General features: G+C 42.2%; 18 protein-coding genes. 11 read left to right on the top strand and 7 right to left on the bottom strand.

Annotated features, from left to right (window positions below; all coding sequences use genetic code 11):
* Positions 1-123 precede the first annotated feature (123 nt).
* Positions 124-648 carry a molybdopterin adenylyltransferase gene (mog, locus tag NCI00_RS06715; protein WP_253526207.1) on the top strand — a complete coding sequence of 175 codons (525 nt, stop codon included), beginning with the start codon at positions 124-126 and terminating at the stop codon, positions 646-648.
* 143 nt (positions 649-791) lie between these two features.
* A complete protein-coding gene (locus NCI00_RS06720) occupies positions 792-2,063 on the top strand; it encodes a beta-1,2-mannosidase (RefSeq protein ID WP_253526208.1) in 1,272 nt (423 codons plus the stop codon).
* A gap of 70 nt (positions 2,064-2,133) precedes the next feature.
* On the opposite strand, the gene NCI00_RS06725 is transcribed toward NCI00_RS06720, so the two are convergent.
* Entirely contained in the window at positions 2,134-4,200 is a 2,067-nt protein-coding gene (locus NCI00_RS06725) for a hypothetical protein (RefSeq protein ID WP_253526209.1), read from the bottom strand.
* Between the two features lie 105 nt (positions 4,201-4,305).
* Here NCI00_RS06725 and NCI00_RS06730 point away from each other — a divergent pair, with 105 nt between their 5' ends.
* Complete coding sequence (locus tag NCI00_RS06730; protein ID WP_253526210.1) at positions 4,306-5,385, top strand: hypothetical protein; 1,080 nt, start codon at positions 4,306-4,308, stop codon at positions 5,383-5,385.
* Here the strand turns inward: NCI00_RS06730 and NCI00_RS06735 are convergent.
* Positions 5,382-7,487 (bottom strand): sensor histidine kinase, encoded by a 2,106-nt coding sequence (locus NCI00_RS06735; protein ID WP_253526211.1) that lies wholly within the window; start codon positions 7,485-7,487, stop codon positions 5,382-5,384. The two genes, NCI00_RS06730 and NCI00_RS06735, sit on opposite strands and share 4 nt — an antisense overlap.
* Positions 7,488-7,649: 162 nt before the next feature.
* Between NCI00_RS06735 and NCI00_RS06740 the strand changes: the two genes are divergently transcribed.
* The 3 genes from NCI00_RS06740 to NCI00_RS06750 all read left to right on the top strand — a co-directional run bounded on the left by NCI00_RS06740 (position 7,650) and on the right by NCI00_RS06750 (position 9,302).
* Entirely contained in the window at positions 7,650-7,928 is a 279-nt protein-coding gene (locus tag NCI00_RS06740; RefSeq protein ID WP_253526212.1) for a hypothetical protein, read from the top strand.
* 108 nt (positions 7,929-8,036) lie between these two features.
* The gene (locus NCI00_RS06745) at positions 8,037-8,702 is read left to right on the top strand and encodes a C39 family peptidase (RefSeq protein ID WP_253526214.1); all 666 of its coding nucleotides are present in this window, start codon (positions 8,037-8,039) and stop codon (positions 8,700-8,702) included.
* A 3-nt stretch (positions 8,703-8,705) separates the two neighbouring features.
* A complete protein-coding gene (locus NCI00_RS06750; protein WP_253526216.1) occupies positions 8,706-9,302 on the top strand; it encodes a hypothetical protein in 597 nt (198 codons plus the stop codon).
* Positions 9,303-9,306: 4 nt separating this feature from the next.
* Here NCI00_RS06750 and NCI00_RS06755 read toward each other — a convergent pair whose 3' ends face one another.
* Both NCI00_RS06755 and NCI00_RS06760 read right to left on the bottom strand, forming a co-directional pair.
* Complete coding sequence (locus NCI00_RS06755) at positions 9,307-10,206, bottom strand: HTTM domain-containing protein (protein WP_253526218.1); 900 nt, start codon at positions 10,204-10,206, stop codon at positions 9,307-9,309.
* 15 nt (positions 10,207-10,221) lie between these two features.
* Positions 10,222-10,746 (bottom strand): hypothetical protein, encoded by a 525-nt coding sequence (locus NCI00_RS06760; protein WP_253526220.1) that lies wholly within the window; start codon positions 10,744-10,746, stop codon positions 10,222-10,224.
* 308 nt (positions 10,747-11,054) lie between these two features.
* On the opposite strand from NCI00_RS06760, the gene NCI00_RS06765 reads away from it, so the two are divergent.
* Positions 11,055-11,246 (top strand): cold-shock protein, encoded by a 192-nt coding sequence (locus NCI00_RS06765; protein ID WP_013930127.1) that lies wholly within the window; start codon positions 11,055-11,057, stop codon positions 11,244-11,246.
* 115 nt (positions 11,247-11,361) lie between these two features.
* On the opposite strand, the gene NCI00_RS06770 is transcribed toward NCI00_RS06765, so the two are convergent.
* Entirely contained in the window at positions 11,362-12,246 is an 885-nt protein-coding gene (locus NCI00_RS06770; protein ID WP_253526221.1) for an FAD:protein FMN transferase, read from the bottom strand.
* Between the two features lie 373 nt (positions 12,247-12,619).
* Between NCI00_RS06770 and epsC the strand changes: the two genes are divergently transcribed.
* A complete protein-coding gene (epsC, locus tag NCI00_RS06775; RefSeq protein WP_253526222.1) occupies positions 12,620-13,447 on the top strand; it encodes a serine O-acetyltransferase EpsC in 828 nt (275 codons plus the stop codon).
* A 64-nt stretch (positions 13,448-13,511) separates the two neighbouring features.
* Here the strand turns inward: epsC and NCI00_RS06780 are convergent, their stop codons facing one another.
* Both NCI00_RS06780 and NCI00_RS06785 read right to left on the bottom strand, forming a co-directional pair.
* Positions 13,512-14,108: a TetR/AcrR family transcriptional regulator gene (locus NCI00_RS06780; RefSeq protein WP_253526223.1), complete on the bottom strand. Its 597-nt coding sequence runs from the start codon at positions 14,106-14,108 to the stop codon at positions 13,512-13,514.
* A gap of 178 nt (positions 14,109-14,286) precedes the next feature.
* Positions 14,287-14,754, bottom strand: a complete 468-nt coding sequence (locus NCI00_RS06785; protein ID WP_253526224.1) for a redoxin domain-containing protein — start codon at positions 14,752-14,754, stop codon at positions 14,287-14,289.
* Positions 14,755-14,949: 195 nt separating this feature from the next.
* Here NCI00_RS06785 and NCI00_RS06790 point away from each other — a divergent pair, with 195 nt between their 5' ends.
* The 3 genes from NCI00_RS06790 to NCI00_RS06800 all read left to right on the top strand — a co-directional run bounded on the left by NCI00_RS06790 (position 14,950) and on the right by NCI00_RS06800 (position 18,025).
* Positions 14,950-15,876, top strand: coding sequence for an ROK family protein (locus NCI00_RS06790; protein WP_253526225.1), 927 nt, complete (start codon positions 14,950-14,952; stop codon positions 15,874-15,876).
* Between the two features lie 78 nt (positions 15,877-15,954).
* Positions 15,955-16,371 carry an EVE domain-containing protein gene (locus tag NCI00_RS06795; RefSeq protein WP_253526226.1) on the top strand — a complete coding sequence of 139 codons (417 nt, stop codon included), beginning with the start codon at positions 15,955-15,957 and terminating at the stop codon, positions 16,369-16,371.
* Entirely contained in the window at positions 16,358-18,025 is a 1,668-nt protein-coding gene (locus NCI00_RS06800) for a hypothetical protein (RefSeq protein ID WP_166557347.1), read from the top strand. Before NCI00_RS06795 ends, NCI00_RS06800 begins: the two co-directional genes overlap by 14 nt.
* Positions 18,026-18,090: the final 65 nt, after the last annotated feature.

An 18,090-nucleotide genomic window follows, 5' to 3' on the forward strand; every position in this document is an offset into this window, starting at 1 on the left:
TGGGAAATTTATACCAATAAACTTTCCAACGTCAGCCTTGTTACTGTTAAACTAATTTAAACCCTCCGAAAGTTCTCAACTTTCGGGAAGTTATCAAAATTACCACGTTTAATTTCTGAATTCATGATAAAAATCGGCATTATCAATGTTTCTGACCGTGCCAGCGCAGGAGTGTATGAAGACATTCCGGGCAAGGCCATCGTCTCTACCCTTAATGAATATCTAACCAGCCAATGGGAGCCCGTCTACCGCGTTATTCCTGATGAGCAACATCTTATCAGTCAGGCGCTTGTGGAAATGGCTGACCGAGAAGACTGCTGTTTAGTAGTGACCTGCGGCGGCACTGGTCCCGCCCCGCGTGACGTGACCCCCGAAGCGACCGAAGCCGTTTGCTATAAAATGATGCCCGGTTTTGGCGAACTGATGCGGCAAGTAAGTTTGCAGTACGTTCCTACCGCCATTCTGTCGCGCCAAACGGCGGGTATTCGTGGTAAAACCCTGATTGTGAACCTGCCCGGCAAACCATCGGCCATTCGGCAGTGCTTAGACGCCGTTTTTCCAGCCATTCCTTATTGTATTGATTTGATTGGGGGACCTTTTTTGGAAGCCAATGAGACGGTTATAAAGGTATTCAGGCCGAAATCGTAATGCGTGAAATGGTGCGAAGCCATAGTTGAGTCATAGCTTGAAAGTTATGCGTAATGAAATAGCCTGAATAAAGGTTGAATCAGTATTTTATGCACTATTTGGCATTTTAGAGTCAATAAATACATAAATCATTACCTTAAACTATGACTTCTGAAAAAATTGCGTCTCTCCGTCAGGAAATTGCAACGTATCTTACCGGGGGCTTGCTGCCCTTTTGGATTACCCGTACCGTTGACAAAGAAAACGGGGGTTTCCTCACTCATTTTGACCAGTTTGGGCACGATTCGGGCGAAGATGAGAAATCGTTGATTGCGCAATCGCGCTCCGTTTTTACCTACTCTTCTGCGCACCGTGCCGGGTATGGAGATGGGGTTTTGGCCGAAATGGCCCGCCACGGGGTAGATTATTTAATCAACAACATGTGGGACAATGAGTACGGTGGGTTTTATTGGATGACCAACCGCAAGGGCGAAGTGACCATTGACCAAAAAATCGTCTATGGACTCAGTTTTTGCATTTACTCATTGAGCGAATACACCCTCGCTACGGGTGACCCACGCGGACAAGAATACGCCGAAAAAACCTTTGATTTGCTCCAAAAATACGCCGTTGATACGCACTATGGTGGTTATTTTGAGATGTTTAACCGCGATTGGACACTCAAAGGGCCTGGTGCTGCGGGCGGTGACCGCAAAACGCTCGACGTACACATGCACCTAATGGAGGCTTACACGACGCTGTATGAATGTACGGGCAAGGAAATTCATCGTCGTAAACTGCTGGAAACCATTGAGTTGTTGGTAAACCGTGTAATGCATCCTGAATATGGAACGGGCATTCCGCAGTTTTGGGCTGATTGGAGCGTGGCTCCGCAAATCAAGTTCGACATTGTTTGGGGCTGGGACCGCTTCAATCCCGATGGCCTTAAATCAGCTGCCGAAGACAATACCAGCTACGGGCACAATTCGGAATTTGCGTGGCTTCTGATGCACGCCTTAGATATTTTAGGATTGCCGTATGATACTTACCGCGACCAAATCACGAAATCGTACACCCATGCGGTGGAAAACGGCGTCGATTGGGAATTTGGTGGGGTATACGTAGAAGGCTCACACGCTGGACAGGTATATGATAAAGAAAAGGAATTTTGGCAACAGGCCGAAATGCTCATCGGGATGTTGGATGCCTATCGTTTCCTCAAAGATGAGAAATACCTGCAAGCCTATGAAAATATCCACCGTTTTGTATTCGACAAAATGATTAACCATTCCTTGGGCGAATGGTGGCCGCTGATGACCCGCGAAGGCGAACCCATCTGGAAGCACATGAGCCACTCTTGGAAAATCAACTATCACGATGTACGCTCGATGGTGCAGTCCATTGTGCGGTTAGATAAGATAGCGAAGGGAGTGTAGAGACTAAAATACCTAAACGGTTTTCTCTGGTCATAAGATAAAATCCAGTGACACGAGGAAACCGTTTTTGTTATTTATTATCTTTCAGCCATTTGCAAAACAGCAGCCACTGAGCCATCGACATATCTCTGCTTGATGGCATATACGTGGCATTGGCCCAATTTTCGGGAGCCATTCTTTGCTTGATAAACGCTCCTCCTTTTTTAAAATATGCCTCCGTAAACGGCGTAATCAGTGACGACATCGGAAAGATGAGGTCGGAGACTTGGAGCAATTCTTTGTACAAAACCTCAAACGTGGCGGGAGTCGGGTAGTCGATGTGCGCTGGGTCAAGGTACTTTCCAAATTCCTTTTTGGGCAATACCCGAAGACTGACGAAGAAACCTGTTCGCTGTATTTCTGACACTAAATCTTCGGAAATAACAGGCGGTGGCGTGGGATAAAACACGTACATCGCGTTGGCGGCCTGCTCAGTCGGGAAAGTCAGCGTTTGTTTGTCCCGAAAATGATGGGTAATCAAAAAAGGCTTTACGGAGGCCGAAGCACTCACCCCCGTCATTTTTAGCTCCATGATTGTCAGTGGAAACTCACCAATGAATGGTTTCCCCCGTTGATATACCCTGACTTGGCACGGCTCTTTCTGTAAATCATAACAACGGTACGCTTCCTCCTTTTGTCCTTGGTCGGCGTATAGGCCTGCTTGGTCGGAGGCAACCATAAACGGACTTTCTTTCATTAATAAAACAGCTGTTTCGGGAGAATCTTCGGAAGATTTAGAGGGCCCATAGAGCAACAACGTCCCTTTTTTCAGCCTTTCGTCGGTCAAAAAATCCTTGTCTTTAAATGAGACTTCAATCAGGCCACCGTTGATTAACAGGCGATTATGGTCAAAATAACGTGGAGAAAGGTGGAAGGTCCCCAGTGAGGTCTCTTGGTTGTCGTCTTCCAATAACTTCAACGTCAACTCCCCCAACGGATAGGTTTCATAGACGGGGGTGGGGTGTTCTTGCACCAATTGCTCAGGAATGCTTCCCGACATATCCAAGGCAACCACCTTGCGTTTGGTATCTATGCGACAAACAAAAGAAGCGAGTTTTTTTTGATTGAAGAAAGGCATTTCGGGCAATAATTGTCTGCCCATCGCAATCGACATCATGTCGTCCTCATACCATGGCGTTATACAACCCGTCAAAGTCGCCGTAGCAGGATTGGCTTTTTCTCCCGAAGTGATGTAGTCTATCGTGCGGTCTTCTTTCACTTCAAACAAAGTATATTGAATGAATACGCCTTTGACGCGGGTCGTTTTGGGTTGGTACTTTTGAAAGAAAGAAAAGATGGGTGAGTGGACACCATTGGTTAAATTTTCTACTGGAATAACCGAAAAAAATGTACCTGAAGCCCCAAAAACGCCTTCTTGGTTGAGGATTCTTTCCTTATTAAAAAAACGTAAAGAAGCTTTTTTAGGAGTGCCTTTGAGCAGGGATAAACCGTTTTTTTGGACGTGAAAAGCGTCACAAAACACCTGAGAATAAAAGGCGAGCGTGGGAAGAATATCAATCATTACGGCGGAGTTTCGGCCTCGGTCGTTTTTTAAGTCAATTGTAGATCCCAAAATAGCCGCCACATCGGCGGGGCAATCGGGGTCATTAGACGTAAAATGTTGATTTTCTGTTTCGGAAACGGGCACTGCGATACTTCCCACTTTCACGTTTTCAAAACCAAATTCCATTCCACCGTAGTAATTCCAGCCTGCGGGCAGGTTACCCGTCAAAGGTTGTTGGGTTCGTTTTGTCTTTACCAATTGGTAAAGTTCATGGTAAGGTTTGTCCAATGAGAAGTTGCCTAGAGGAGTTTTTGCCCATGTTTTGTATTTTTCAGGGGTATCAATCGGCAGAATTTCGATGTAAGGGTGGGTACTTTCGTCATGATTAACAGGCGAATCTTCAGGAACTGGCAATCCGCCCAATTTATGCAACAAAAGCAAATCAGACGAAAGGTAAATCCTTGGTGGTAAAATTGCTTTTACCTCAATGGGGTCGTAGGTGAGCAACGGAAACAAAAGATTATTATTGGCCGTTGCTGGATTGATGAAAGCTTGACCGTAAAAGTTGATACGCGGAAAGTCGAACTGACTCATAAGTTATTGAATTGATGCTCTAAAGTAAAAAAAGAAATTAACCGTTGGGTGAATTTTGTCAGTCAAAGACAATTCTTTACTTTAGGAAGTAAAAGTACGTCGCTGATGAAACCAACCCTTGCCAATTACCTTGATTTTCTTACGCCGTGGATTTCTGCGGATTTGATATCGCCGCTTTATATGAATCGCATTCAAGCCATTGCGGAGCAGCTGCCCGTTTTATCGTTTGGAGCTTTTGAGTGTTGGTTGGATGCAAAAGAACCAAGGGTGGATTTTAATATTTGCATCAATCCGCGATTAAATGAGCACATTGCGATAAGAGATTGGCAACTCGAAGGAGCATTGATTGAAAATCAAGCCTACTGGGGAATGCGTGACAAAATTCGGGATTTTTGCGTTTTATGGACACAAGAACATTTTTTTCTGAAGCCGCTTTTGGGAGAACTATCTGAAGTGTATGACATCGCAGATTTACAAATACCGTCACCGCCGGTACCTTGGCTTTATATCTCTTTTTTGAATAATTTCTTGGATCGTGATCAGGATATAAAAGCGGAAGTTATTGCAAAAACGCTTTCTCTTCTTGATAATGAGCTTTCAGCTGAGGTGAAGGAAAAATTTTATGCAATTGTACGTTCACTTCCTTCCTCATGCAGGGTGGGGACGATTGGTATCAACAAACGAAATAACCAACCCACAATCAGGCTTTATCTAGAAATCTACACTTTTGAAGAGGTAATCCAAATTTTACATTTCTTGGAATGGCCTGGGAATATTGAAGAATTGGAAGCTACTTGGGCACCCTGGTCAAAATCCTGCCGTATATATGGGCTCGCCATGGATTTTGACGGAAATTTTTCCCCGAAAATCGGTATAGAGTGGCATTTTCATCTTGATAACTTGGAACTACATCTTTCAGAATTTACCCAAAATTTATGTGATTTAGGGCTTTGTTCTATTGCCAAAAGAAAGGCAGTTTTGGAGTGGAATGGATACATTGAGGTAGAAACTCCTTCTGAATTTTGGTCATGGCCAGATCGGATACTTAAAGAGCCAGAAAATATCCCCAATAGGGTAAAAATCAAAAAGATGTTGAGTTATATCAAAATCATTTTTGAACCAGATAGACCTCCCGTAGCGAAGGCCTATCCGTTGTTCTTGCGTCCGGTTTTGAAAACTCCTTAAATAGGAAGTCTGACAATAAATTCTGAGTAACTTCCTTTCTCGCTCTCAACGAATAATTCGCCGCTGTGGCCTTTTGTGACAATATCATAACTGATGGATAGTCCCAAACCGGTGCCATCTCCCGTTGGTTTTGTGGTAAAAAAAGGTTGAAAAATCTTCGTGATATTTTCTTTTGGAATTCCAGTTCCGTTATCTTTTATCCTTAGTTCAATCTTATTTTTAACAATTTGGGTACTTACCCTTATTGTGGGCTGGTACTCGTTATGCTGGTGTTGTTTTTTTTCGTGGGTAGCATAAAAAGCGTTTTGATACAGGTTGAGCAAAACCCTACCTAATTCTTGGGGGACAATTTCAGTTTTGGGTAGATTGGGTTCAAAATCTGTAATCAATTCAATCTCAAAAGCCGCATCTCTTGCTCGCATTCCTTGATAAGCAATTTGCAGGTATTCATTGGCCAACCCATTGAGATTAGTAAGTTGCCTTTCGCCAGTACCTGTACGTGAATGTTCCAACATTCCCTTTACAATACCGCTTGCACGTTGACCATGATGATGTATTTTTTGCTGGTTTTGCGTCAAATCATCAATCAGGTCGTTGACAAGCCCATAGTCAATGGTGGGCTTCACTATTTCTTCTTTCAGTTCTTGCGCTAAATCAATGGAAAGCTCTGAAAAATTATTAACAAAATTGAGTGGGTTTTGAATTTCGTGTGCAATTCCGGCGGTAAGCTCTCCGAGTGAGGCCAACTTTTCTTTTAAAATTAATTGATCCTGGGTAATTCTTAACTGATTCAATGACCGATTGAGTTCATCAGTTCTTTCCGCCACTTTTTGCTCCAGTTCTCTATTTACTTTAGTTTGTAACGCCTGATTTTCAAGGAGTTGATTTATGTTTTTCTTTTGTTTTTCCTCGTTATCCTTTCTTAATACATTGATCATATTTGCCAAAGCAAACGCAAACAGCATTACTTCTCCCAATAAGCCGAGGGGTACAGAGAATTCAAAAGTAAGTTCATTCTTGGGTAATACACCCGTTAGGACTAGTATGATGCATATCACCCCCATCATGTTGATTAAATATCCAACTAAAAAATAACCCGCAGATGGGATTTTATCCTTTATACATCTAATACCCAATACAAGTATGAATACAAAACCAATGATGGTGACTAATAATAGAAGGACAAAAGCAGCTTCAAAAAAGATATAAAAAAGAATACAAATGATTGCGTTTAACAACACTAAAATATTCAAAATTTTATTCTGCTTTGGATACCTCACTTTGGTGTTCATCAGGCTTTGAACAAAAAGAAAATAGGCAATATTTCCTAAACCAGAGCCGATATATTCAAATTTTGAGGCCCAAACAGGGAAGTTATCTATGTTAGTGAAGAGTGAAAGGAGATACCCAGAATTGCTGGAAGTAAAATAAAAAGCTGATAGTAATACTAAAAGATAATAAGCATAGCTTTTAAGGCGTGTGACTATGAAAATGAATAAATTATAGAGAAACATAATTGCAAAAATGCCCAAAAAAGCAAAGATAATTTTGCCAGAAAGTGCGTTCTGTGCATCAGTTATTTTCCTAGGAGACACCCCAAAGCTTAAATCTTTGGGGATTTTGGAAATACTCAGACGGTAATCCAACCTAACTATGCAGACCGTGGTTTGGCCGGATTTCAGCGGCAGAATTATATAGTTTTTGTTGGCTACAGGATAATCCCGCTTCGACTGAGGGTAAAGATGTCCTGTTTTTTTTAAATAAAATCGGGCCTGGTCTCGGTGGTAGAAATCGACGTATGCCCAATTTTCAAAATCAAAAATCCATTCTTGGTCGAAGTCGGTATCGTTTTTGACGGTGAATCGTAACCAATACACATCAATGTTTTGACTTTTGATTGTTGTGCTAGTTGCTGCGCTGAATCTGGTGCTGAATTCTTTTTTTAAAATATCCTTAATTGTAAACGTTTTGTTTGAATCCAGTAATATTTGAAAATCTTTGGTAATAGTCAATGCTTGTTGTGGATTCAAAGTAATCTGCTGCGAAAAGGAAGGTTTTAAAGTAAGAAGGAGTAAGGTAAAAAATACAGTAAAAATCCTCATACGATATGGTTTTAGGCTAGGTTTTGTAAAAATCAAAGCTAATAAAAAAATAAATGGTATATTTTTGGAAAACAATATATTTTTAGATTCATTTACATAGTGGCGAAACTGTTTCTCCTTTATATAATCCTTATTTATTTTACCTAAACCCTACACTCTACTATGGATACTTCAGAAAAACTTAAAGACGCACTCATTCGCGTAGGCGACAAAAAACACATTGACCTTTTGACAACACAGGCTAAAAACCTGACCAAAGACGACATTACCGATTTGCTTAACAACAAGCTCGATGATAAGCTGACCCTAGGGACAATACGTTCTCTTCGCAAACTTTCAAAGCAGCGGATCATTGAGGGTAAAAGTGCGTTCCCCTATGAATCTATGGAGGATGTACAGCACAATGAGGCAGACGATAATATGGGGGGGGGGACTTGGTAGTTTATAACTAACCATTGCCAAGGCTTTACTTGAAAAAGGTTAATATTACCGAAAAACCATGTAAGCGCTTAATTGCGACCATGTTTTTTCGGTATTTTGTAACACTTTATGGCTACCAAAAAAAATAAAAAAAACGTACTGGATTTCATCATGCAGCCCCAGCAGCAATTTGCTTGGTGTTGGGCTGCGGTTGGGACAAGCTGTGCTCATTTTTATGACCCTGACAGTACCTGGACACAGTGCAAATTGGCAAGTGCTTCTATCGAGCCCTCGCCAGGAAATTGCTGTGACAACCCAGAGAGTCTTAATTGTGATAAACCTTGGTACTTGATTACGCCAAACAACCAAGGCTCTTTTGTAACTACCCATATCCCCAGCAGTTTTGTGACAGGAGCGCTCCCTGTTGCTAAATTAATGACTGAAATTGATCAGGGAAGATTGGTGGCATTTAAATTGGAAATAACGCTTGAACACGTGCTAGACTTTAGCATAGATGGTCAAGAAATCAAAATTCCAAAATTTGGACATTTTGTAGTTATTGCGGGCTACGAATCTTCTACTTCTTCCCCCAATGACCAAAACGTTATGGTGTATGTACACGACCCTTTCAGTCTTGAAAAAGGATACTCCACCATGACCTATGAAGTTTTTCAAACCAACTACAAATGTCACGGTGGTGTGGTTGCGGATGCTAATAGCCCAAATGGTACAGACAGTGTAACGGGTTGCAGAGTGACCCATAGCTTCTTTACATCTCCCCTTCAAAATACGTGATTTATGCCCATCAAAGAAGTTTATGCCCCTCTTAAGTCAGCCGAGCTATTTAAAGATTGGGCTTCGAAACAGAAAAAAGGGAGGCCCCGAAAACGTCCCCATTCCTTTGAAGAATCCGTTCCTCATAAAGTTTTTCATGCAGGATTGAATGATATTATTTCAGGAAAAGGATTAGTAAATGCCCAACTGGTTGCATGGCGGCACTTCCATACCGATGCCAAAGGAAACCACGCCCTTGTTGAAATAAAAATTGGAGAAAAGGAAGATGAGCATATTTTGCAGGAAGCCCATTTTGGGCCCATGGCCCTTGACCATAAGTCATTGTTGCCTAAACTTAAGGAATTGAAAAAACTAAAAGATGAAGATTTTGAGCTTGCCTATCTCAGAATATTTGCCCTCAGAATAAATACTATTTGGCTTCGGGCTGACCAACGGGATAACGACTTTTTTATCCCAATTGCGCCATGTTTTAACGGGTTTGTAGCAGGACAACTTTATTCTTCCCCAGATTTTCTGAAGCTTGCTCAGGGAGCTGCCCAACGTTTTTATCAAAATAATCAGGCAAGAAGTCGCGAAGATGATGATTTCAAAGGAGGGTAAGCGTTTAAAAATGAGACAGCCATTCAAAAAAAAGGCGGTATTCCTTTGGCGTAATGAATGCTGATAAACCAAAAATCATCGTTAGCTGAAAGAATCCAAACCGCAAAAAAATCCAAAGGCCTATGTGGAGCAATACGCCCAAGGCGAGCACAGAAAGCCTGAATTCTTCAATCCAAATCAGTGAAAAAAGCGCTGCTTCTATCGCTAAGGTTCCGTAGGTTGTACACTTAAAAAACCATGTACGGTCCAATGCTTTAGGTAGTTCGCGGCGATTCCAAATCCTTACCTTCAGTACTTTTTGGGTAGCGGAGCCATCGCGCCACCATTCTCCCTTTAATTTAAACAGCACGTTTTTTGCGTAAATATTGGCCATGAAAAGCTGAATCATGATCAATGTCCAAGGCCAGCCTGTTGCTTCGGGTCGTAAAATATGCTTGGTGTCTAAAATGGAGAGTTGTGCGTCGGAAGGAGAGAAAATAAGGAACAAACAAAAAAAACGATAGACTGTATCGCCCGAACTCAACACGTAAATATTCCGATTGTGAATCGAAACAAGGGTAACAAAACAGACAAATGCCGCCAAATTTGGCAAAATTCCCAAAGTCAAGCAAAGACCTGCCATAAACTGAATACCGAAAATCAGGTTAAGGGACGCGGTAGTTGGAGGTAAATAGTTAAGGAGTGAAAAGCGAAGGTCTTTTTTGTTTCTTTTATAATCGTCATAACCAAACCAGCCTTTGGGTTGCAATAGTACCTTGTTTTTGCCCTGCCAAACCAACGTTTCAATCAATACCAAAATACCCGTCAACAGGCGTAACACGCTAATGGATAGCGTGGATTGATTTTCAAAAAAAAAGTCATTCCACGAATTTAACAGTTGGTTCAGGGTGATAAATTCCGTCATTGATTTTACTGCGTCTTATTGTTCAGATAGTTCATAAGTGAACACTCGTTGACTTAGCCAAGGAAACATCGCTCGTTGTTGGGGTTTTTGAGGTTCATAAAACCTGATAATGTGTACTTTAAGGGGAGTTTTGGATGAGAGGTTGGTCTTATGATACTCGCGTAAAATAAAATTACAAACGGCTTCTTTGGGAACATCATCCTTTTGAGAAAGCAACTGATTATGCATCTTAATAAATCTAAAATGCGGTGCCCATTGATAATCATTTTTTAAGGTATATTCGTGTAGTTTCCAAGGCTGAATGGTTCCGTCCTTAAATTCAATTTCAAAGCCAATCAAAAAGTTTTTAGAAACAGGCTGAGGCGCAAACAACGCCCAATAATTGTCAAGTCCTGCCCAACAAATGTACTTACTGAAATAGTTGTGAAGAATCTGTCTAAAAAAATATCCTTCGGGTAGACACCAGAAAAGCAGCAAAATACTCATTAAAACAATGAAAATGCTGGCTCCGATTTTCTGAAGAATTTCTAAAGAATCCATTCTGATTGATTTGATAGGGCTAAAATAACGTTAAAAGTTAAAACAAAAAATGATTTAATCTTTCTCGGCCTTGACTCGGTAGGTTGGCGCGTCTGGGGTAGAAACAAAGTAATTTAGAAACGTTAAAATGAGCGATATTGAACCAAAAAAATGGATAGCTAGGTAAACCTAGAGGGGTGAAATGCTTTTTTTTAGTAAAAAAAGCATAATTTTTGAAATGATTTTAACCAATATAGCAATTATTGATTTTAAAAGGTTACTTTTGTAACGGTAATTACCATTTTTTTCATTCTTTTATTTTTTTTTCAATGAACACAGGAACAGTAAAGTTCTTCAATGAAACCAAAGGATTCGGTTTTATCGTAGACAGTAACACAGGCGAAGAAATTTTTGTACACGTATCAGGTCTTATCGACAACGTACGTGAAGGTGACGTAGTTACTTTCGAGCCTGCACAAGGCAAGAAAGGCTTGAACGCTACGAAAGTGAAACGTGCGTAATACTCACGCAAACGAAATACATTTTGTTTAGAGTAACTTAGGGAGCTTAAAACGATGTAAGAATCAAAAGGCAAATCGGAAACGGTTTGCCTTTTGTATTTTTCGGACCAGTCGGTTAGAAATTAGCTGTTTTCCATTCAAGCCCATTTTGCTCCAAGAGCCAGATGCGAACAGATTTTAATTTTTTTGCCACTTTTTTCCCTTCTTTTATTCCTAATACGCTAAACGCCGTGGCTAGGGCATCGGCCGCGGTTCCATTGGGGGCAATCACCGTGGTGCGTGTATGGGTGGTGAGACCTACGCCCGTTCGCGGGTCTACGATGTGAGAATATTTGACTCCCTTATGCTCCATAAAACGGTAGGTATTGCCAGAAGTAGCCACCCCGCAATTTTTTAGTGTCAATACTCGCTTGGCCGTACTGTCTTTCCCGCCCGAACTCACTTCAATCTCCCAACCCATTTTTTGAGGCGGAGCCTCGCCAATGGTCAAATCTCCACCAGCATCTAAAAAAGCGGCAGAAATGCCAAAATAGCGTAATATGCGTAAGGCATCATCGGCGGCGTAGCCTTTTCCGATACCGCCAAAATCCAGCCGCATCCCTTTTTGGGTAAGTATCACGGTACTATTTTTAGCATTCAAACGGATTTTTTTGTAGCCAACGCATTGTTTTGCTTCCAGAATTTGGGCGCTGTCGGGGAAATAATTGCGCCTCAAAGCGCGCCGCCAGAGTTGAACAATCGGCCCGACGCTCACATCAAAAGTACCCTTGGTTTGTTTACTATAATGAACCGACTGCTGAAGAATATCAAAGAGTATTGGACCCGCTAAAAAGGCTTTGCCCGAGCCAGCCGTTGCCGATAAACGATTGGTTTCGCTGCCGTCTAAGTAGTCACTCAAGATGGTATTTAGGTAATCAATGCGTTTAAAAACACTATCGGAAGCCACTTTTGCGATTGAGTCATGGGGAGCATAAAAAACAAGATTGAATTCTGAGCCCATCGCGTTCCAAGCGTATGAGTACCGATTCTGAGTATGACCCGAGAAGGCGGTACAGCAAGAGAAAATACAAAAAAAGAATACGTATTGAAGCAAAACTAAAGAGGAGTGTATTTTAAATTTAAACATTATCATTCGGTGGAATTGTACAATCTGCAAATAAATGCTAACTTTTTTAGGGTTAATGAACCTTTTTGCACGGTTTTTGGTATCAAAATTATAAAAATCATTCCTGTGAAAACCAAACGTGCCGCTGTTTGTTGTTGCTGTATCCGTGACTAAGACATGGAAAGGGAATAATTTACGCTTCAAAACTAAGAAATTGAGCCGCCCTTTCCTGAAGAAAGGGCTTTTATTTTGTAATTCAATCAATGCCATGACATTAACTGAGCAAGAACTTTCGGTCTCCTTTTTAACGCGTCTTACCGAGCAAAATGCCAAGTATCGGCATCGGCTACCTCCCCGCAGCAGTGTAGGGAAGTTTGTGGAAGAAATGATGTGTTTTCTGTTTCCCGTTACCCAAGACTGCGAACGAACATCGTTAGATTTGCCCGAAGCCTATCGCCGTCTTCAAAACCGTTTGTCTTGCCTTTTGGACCCGCTTGCCAATCATCTTGACGCTGATAAAGACGTCATTATGGAACGATTCCTGGCCAAGCTCCCCGAGATTTATGAAAACCTTTTGCTGGATGCTCAGGCAATTGCCGACAACGACCCCGCTTCGGTGGGCATTGAAGAGGTGATTTCTGTCTACCCAGGTTTTTATGCCATTGCGGTTTATAGGGTGGCGCATTTGTTGGTGGATTTGAACGTGCCTTTGCTGCCAAGAATGCTTACCGAACACGCTCACGGCCTGACGGGTATAGATATTCACCCCAAGGCAAATATCGGACAATCGTTTTTTATTGACCACGGAACTGGCGTCGTGATTGGTGAAACGACCGATATTGGTAATAACGTGAAAATATACCAAGGAGTGACGTTGGGTGCATTGAGTGTTTCTAAGTCGATGGCCGAAACCAAACGTCATCCTACCATTGAAGACAACGTAGTTATATACGCTAACGCTACCATTTTGGGAGGCAAAACGGTCATTGGCAGTGATTCTATCATCGGTGGCAATGCGTGGCTGACGACAAGCGTACCCGCGTTTTCGCAGGTGTATCATCAAAGCGAATTGAAAATTAGACAGAGTATCCTTTAAGATTTTGGCTAAGAACTGGCTTGGTATTCTGAACCAGTTCTTAGTTGCTTCTTAATGGAGAATATCAAGCTAATCCTCGCACAAACCTTCGAACGGTTTCCATAAAAATAGGTTCGAAATTCGATAAAGTTTGGCGTGGTTGGGTAACGGAGGTGACCACCAAAAAACCGTACGTAAGGCACCACCATTCATAAAAGGTTTTGGAAACGGCATCGGCCGAGCGCGGGCGTATCAAGGCCATGGCTTCCCACACGGGGTGATTGTTGAGCATGGCAAACTCAATTTGATAAGCCTGTTTTGACTGACAAATCCCGCCTTCCATGTTAAACATCACCTGAAAAACTTCGGTTTGGGAATGCATGAATTTCCACTGAATCTGGGCAAATTCCGTAATTAATTTCTCAGGGTTACGGTACAAAGTCCGCAGTTTCAGTAGTTCTTCGTGCAGAAAAGCAAAGCCATCGTTGCGGATGGTTTCCAAGAGTTTGTCTTTACTGTCAAAATATTCGTATAAAATAGGAGGGCTATATTCAATAACATCGGCAATTTTTCGAATGGAGACGGCCTGCCAGCCTTCCTCACGAGCAATGTCGCGGGCAGTTTTGAGGATGTCGTGACGGACTTGTTTCCGCAAACGCTCCCGACGTTCAACGATTCCCATAAGATTAACGATGGATTAGAGTAGACTTTACACTGTTAAATTATTTACAAGTAAAAAATAAATGCTGAAAGAACCAAAAAAAAAGACAATAAAAAAGCCCAGTCAAACGTTTGACTGGGCTTTTTTATGCTTGATAGTAAATGCAGTTTTCGGGCAAATACCTACGGGAATTTCAACGCTAAATTTGCTCAAGGGTTGTTTTAATCGCCAGAAAATCAGGTAGGTCGCCCGCACTTTCCAGTACTTCTGCATAATGGATAACTCCTTCTTTATCAATCACAAAAGCGGCACGTTTGGCTACGCCTTTCATGTCGAACGCAAATGTATCGTAGTAGGATTTAAAAGCCTGTGAAGTCTCCTTGTTGAAATCGGACAGTAAATCAAAATTGTATTTTTGTTCCTCCTTATATTTGTTCAGGGTAAAAAGTGAATCTACCGAAATACCCACTACTTCGGCCCCGAGTTTGGTATAATAGGCTAAGTCATCGCGCATGGTGCAGAGTTGTGTGGTACACACTCCCGTAAAAGCCGCTGGAAAGAAATGAATGATGAGATTTTTTCCTTTAAAATCTTCGAGTGAAACCTTTTTTTTCTCGGTATTAAACAGGGTGAATGAAGGGGCCTTGTCGCCTTTTTTTAATGACATGGTTGTTGAAGTTAATTTTGTTTTTGCAAAAATATAAATACAACTCGAAAACTTGCTAAATCATTAAATGTTCGTAATTATGCCAAAAAAACTACCGTTGGCAGTAGTAGGATACTCAATAAGTAAACTATTATATCAATACCTAAACCCCGCAACAGCGGATTTTACCTTTCACTAACACACATCATAATACGTATGCAAACCATTTGGGGAATTGACCTCGGCGGAACAAAAATTGAAGGCGTTGTATTGTCGTCACCCTCGCCTGATGCGGTGATTATCCGTAAAAGAATTGATACAGAGGCTCATAAAGGGTATGAGCACATTGCGGGCCGGATTGTTGAGCTGGTACGTGCACTGGAAGCAGAAACGGGCTTCAAAGCCCCAAGCATCGGGATTGGCACGCCCGGTACGGTCGAACCATCCAACGGTTTGATGAAAAACTGCAATACTACCTGCCTCAATGATATGCCTTTGCAGAGTGATTTAGCAAATACCTTGGGGATTCCGGTCTTTATTGCCAACGATGCCAATTGTTTTGCGTTGGCCGAAGCAACAATGGGAATCGTTCCAGATGTTGTTCCGGATTACCAGTGTGTATTTGGCGTTATCATGGGTACTGGCGTTGGTGGCGGTGTTGTTATTAAAGGAAAAGACGGACAGTCATTTGTCTTGAACGGAACCCAGGGAATCGGTGGTGAATGGGGGCATAATGAGCTGGAAACCAACGGGTATGGCTGCTATTGTGGTAAAAAAGGTTGTGTAGAGCAGGTACTTTCTGGACCCGCATTGCAACGCTATTACGCGCAGATTAGTGGTCAAGAGTTAAAGATGAAAGACATTGTGGCGCGGCATTATGCTGGTACTGATCCGTTTGCTACCCAAACCATCGACCGTATGTTAGAACATTTTGGGAAAGCGGTTTCGGTACTAATGAATATTCTCGACCCCGATGCCATTGTTTTGGGTGGTGGTGTTGGAAACATTGACTTACTTTACACTGAAGGTTTGGAACGGGCCAAAAAATACATTTTTAATAGCGGCCGGGTGGAAACAAAAATTCTTCGTCCAAAGTTAGGAGATAGTGCAGGAGTGTTTGGGGCGGCAATGTTGTCCATATAATAAAAGTATTAGGTTGAAAGGCTGCCAAAGATTGCGTCATTTTGATGCGGTCTCAGCCTGAGAAATGGGAAATTAAGAATGAATCATTGGTTAGTAAAGTCGGAACCGTTTGTTTACAGTTGGGATGATTTTGAGAAAGCGGGAAGGAGTGTATGGGATGGAGTTCGTAATTATCAGGCACGTAACAACCTCAAAGCCATGCAAAAAGGCGATTGGGTGTTCTTTTATCACAGCAATGAGGGGCTGGCCGTGGTGGGTATTGCACAGGTAGACCGCGAAGCGTATCCTGACCCAACCACCGACGACCCCCGCTGGGTAGTGGTTGAATTGGTGCCTGTTCAGAAGTTAAAACGACCGGTTTCATTGCAGGAAATTAAGTCAGATAATAGATTGCAGGAAATAGCGTTAATTAGGCAATCTCGTTTGTCGGTCATGCCGATTAAACGGGAGGAATTCGACCTAATCTTAAGTTTTAGCAACGATGAAAACACCTAATGAATTTATTGTCAATAGCCCGCGGGCGCATTACCAATCTTTTGTAGTGCGCAGGGCTGGTGCGGCGCTAAGTGCCGTTTTGGTTTCTTTTTGTTACGTTTTGTTTTTGGTCATTGGTTTAGTAACCCCTGAGATAAAGGCACAGACTGTCAAGCGGATAGAGCTCCCTGTTCCAGGAGCCAATGAGTCGTATCACACGATTTCGTTGGGTGCAAAAGGCGTGGTGCTGGTTTCGCAGCTTTCAAAAAATGCGTTTAATATTCAGAAATTTAACGTTGATTTGGACCGCGATTGGTCAATCAACGGCACGATTGAAGATAACCTTGATTTTGTAAAGTCTTCGTACGATGGCCAGTCCATTTATCTGTTATTTACGCGTAGCCGAACTGACTTTTATCAGGTCGTAAAGGTGGGAGTCGCGGGTTTTATGGAGACATTTTACCTTAGCTCCGTGGACCGTTTTCAAATTACTGATTTCCAAACAATTGGTTATTCGGTTTTTATGGCGGGGACAGTACGAGACGAGCCAATGCTGCTTTACACCAATTTGGCTTCCAAACAAAGTAAGATTCTGCCTGGGGTTACGCAGCCCAACACCGTGATTCAATCCGTAGATATTGATACCACGCACCATTTGATAAATGTCTGTTATGCCGCCCGTAAGGGGCGAGAAATCAAGCTTATTTCACGGACGTTTGATGAATATGGACAATCGGTGGGGCAGGTGATGGTAGAGCCAGAGCCTGATTATTCATTGCTTAACGGACGCCTGTTTACGCTGAACGATTCCACCAAACTGATGATTGGAACCTACGGTTTTCGTAATATGCAGGGGAACAACAACAGCGCATCGCAAGGGCTTTTTCTGAGTAAAATCGTTTACGACGAGGTTGAGTTTACGCAATATCACAGTTTTACCGATTTTAAGAATTTCTTCAACTTCATGAGCGAGCGCGAGCAAGAACGAATGCTGCGTAAGATAGAGCGAAAAAAAGAAAACGGAGACGAAGTAAAGCTTAATTATCGACTTTTGGTTCATGATATCATTGAACAAAACGGCAACTACCTGATTTCGGGAGAGGTCTTTTATCCCGAATATCGTAACAACAACAACGGGATGTATGGTATGAGCTCGTGGTGGGGCTCGCCTATCATGTCGCCTTGGGGAATTGGTGGCATGGGAATGTTTCCATCGTATGGACTTTATAATCCATACTATTGGGACCCTTGGTTTGGCTCACGTAGGATGAACAACGGGCAGATATTTAATGGTTTTGTGTATACCCACGCGATTGTGGCGGGCTTTAACCCCAAAGGTGATTTATTATGGGATAATTCGTTGCCTTTTGAAGGGTTGAAAAGCATGGAGCTCAAAGAAAAAGTAAGGGTAAAGCCCAACGAGGACCAGACGGTTTCCATGTTTTACAGTAATAAAGGGGCTATCAAAGCCAAGGTTTTTGACAAAGACCGCGTATTGAATGACCGACAGCCGATTCCGATTATGACCGTTGATGCCAGTGATAAAGTGCGTCAAACCAACACCGACGAAGTGCTGTACTGGTTTGATAATTATTACTTGGCGTTTGGCTATCAGCGGATTACTGGCGATGATGGTCGCCGAAATGTTTTTTATCTGAATAAAATATCTTTTTAATAACATAGGATAGGGGGTCAATCGCTGGTCAATTAGGTTTTTCCTGAATGTACCAGCGGTTGACT

It is taken from the genome of Runella salmonicolor (genome assembly GCF_024158025.1).
Classification (GTDB): domain Bacteria; phylum Bacteroidota; class Bacteroidia; order Cytophagales; family Spirosomataceae; genus Runella; species Runella salmonicolor.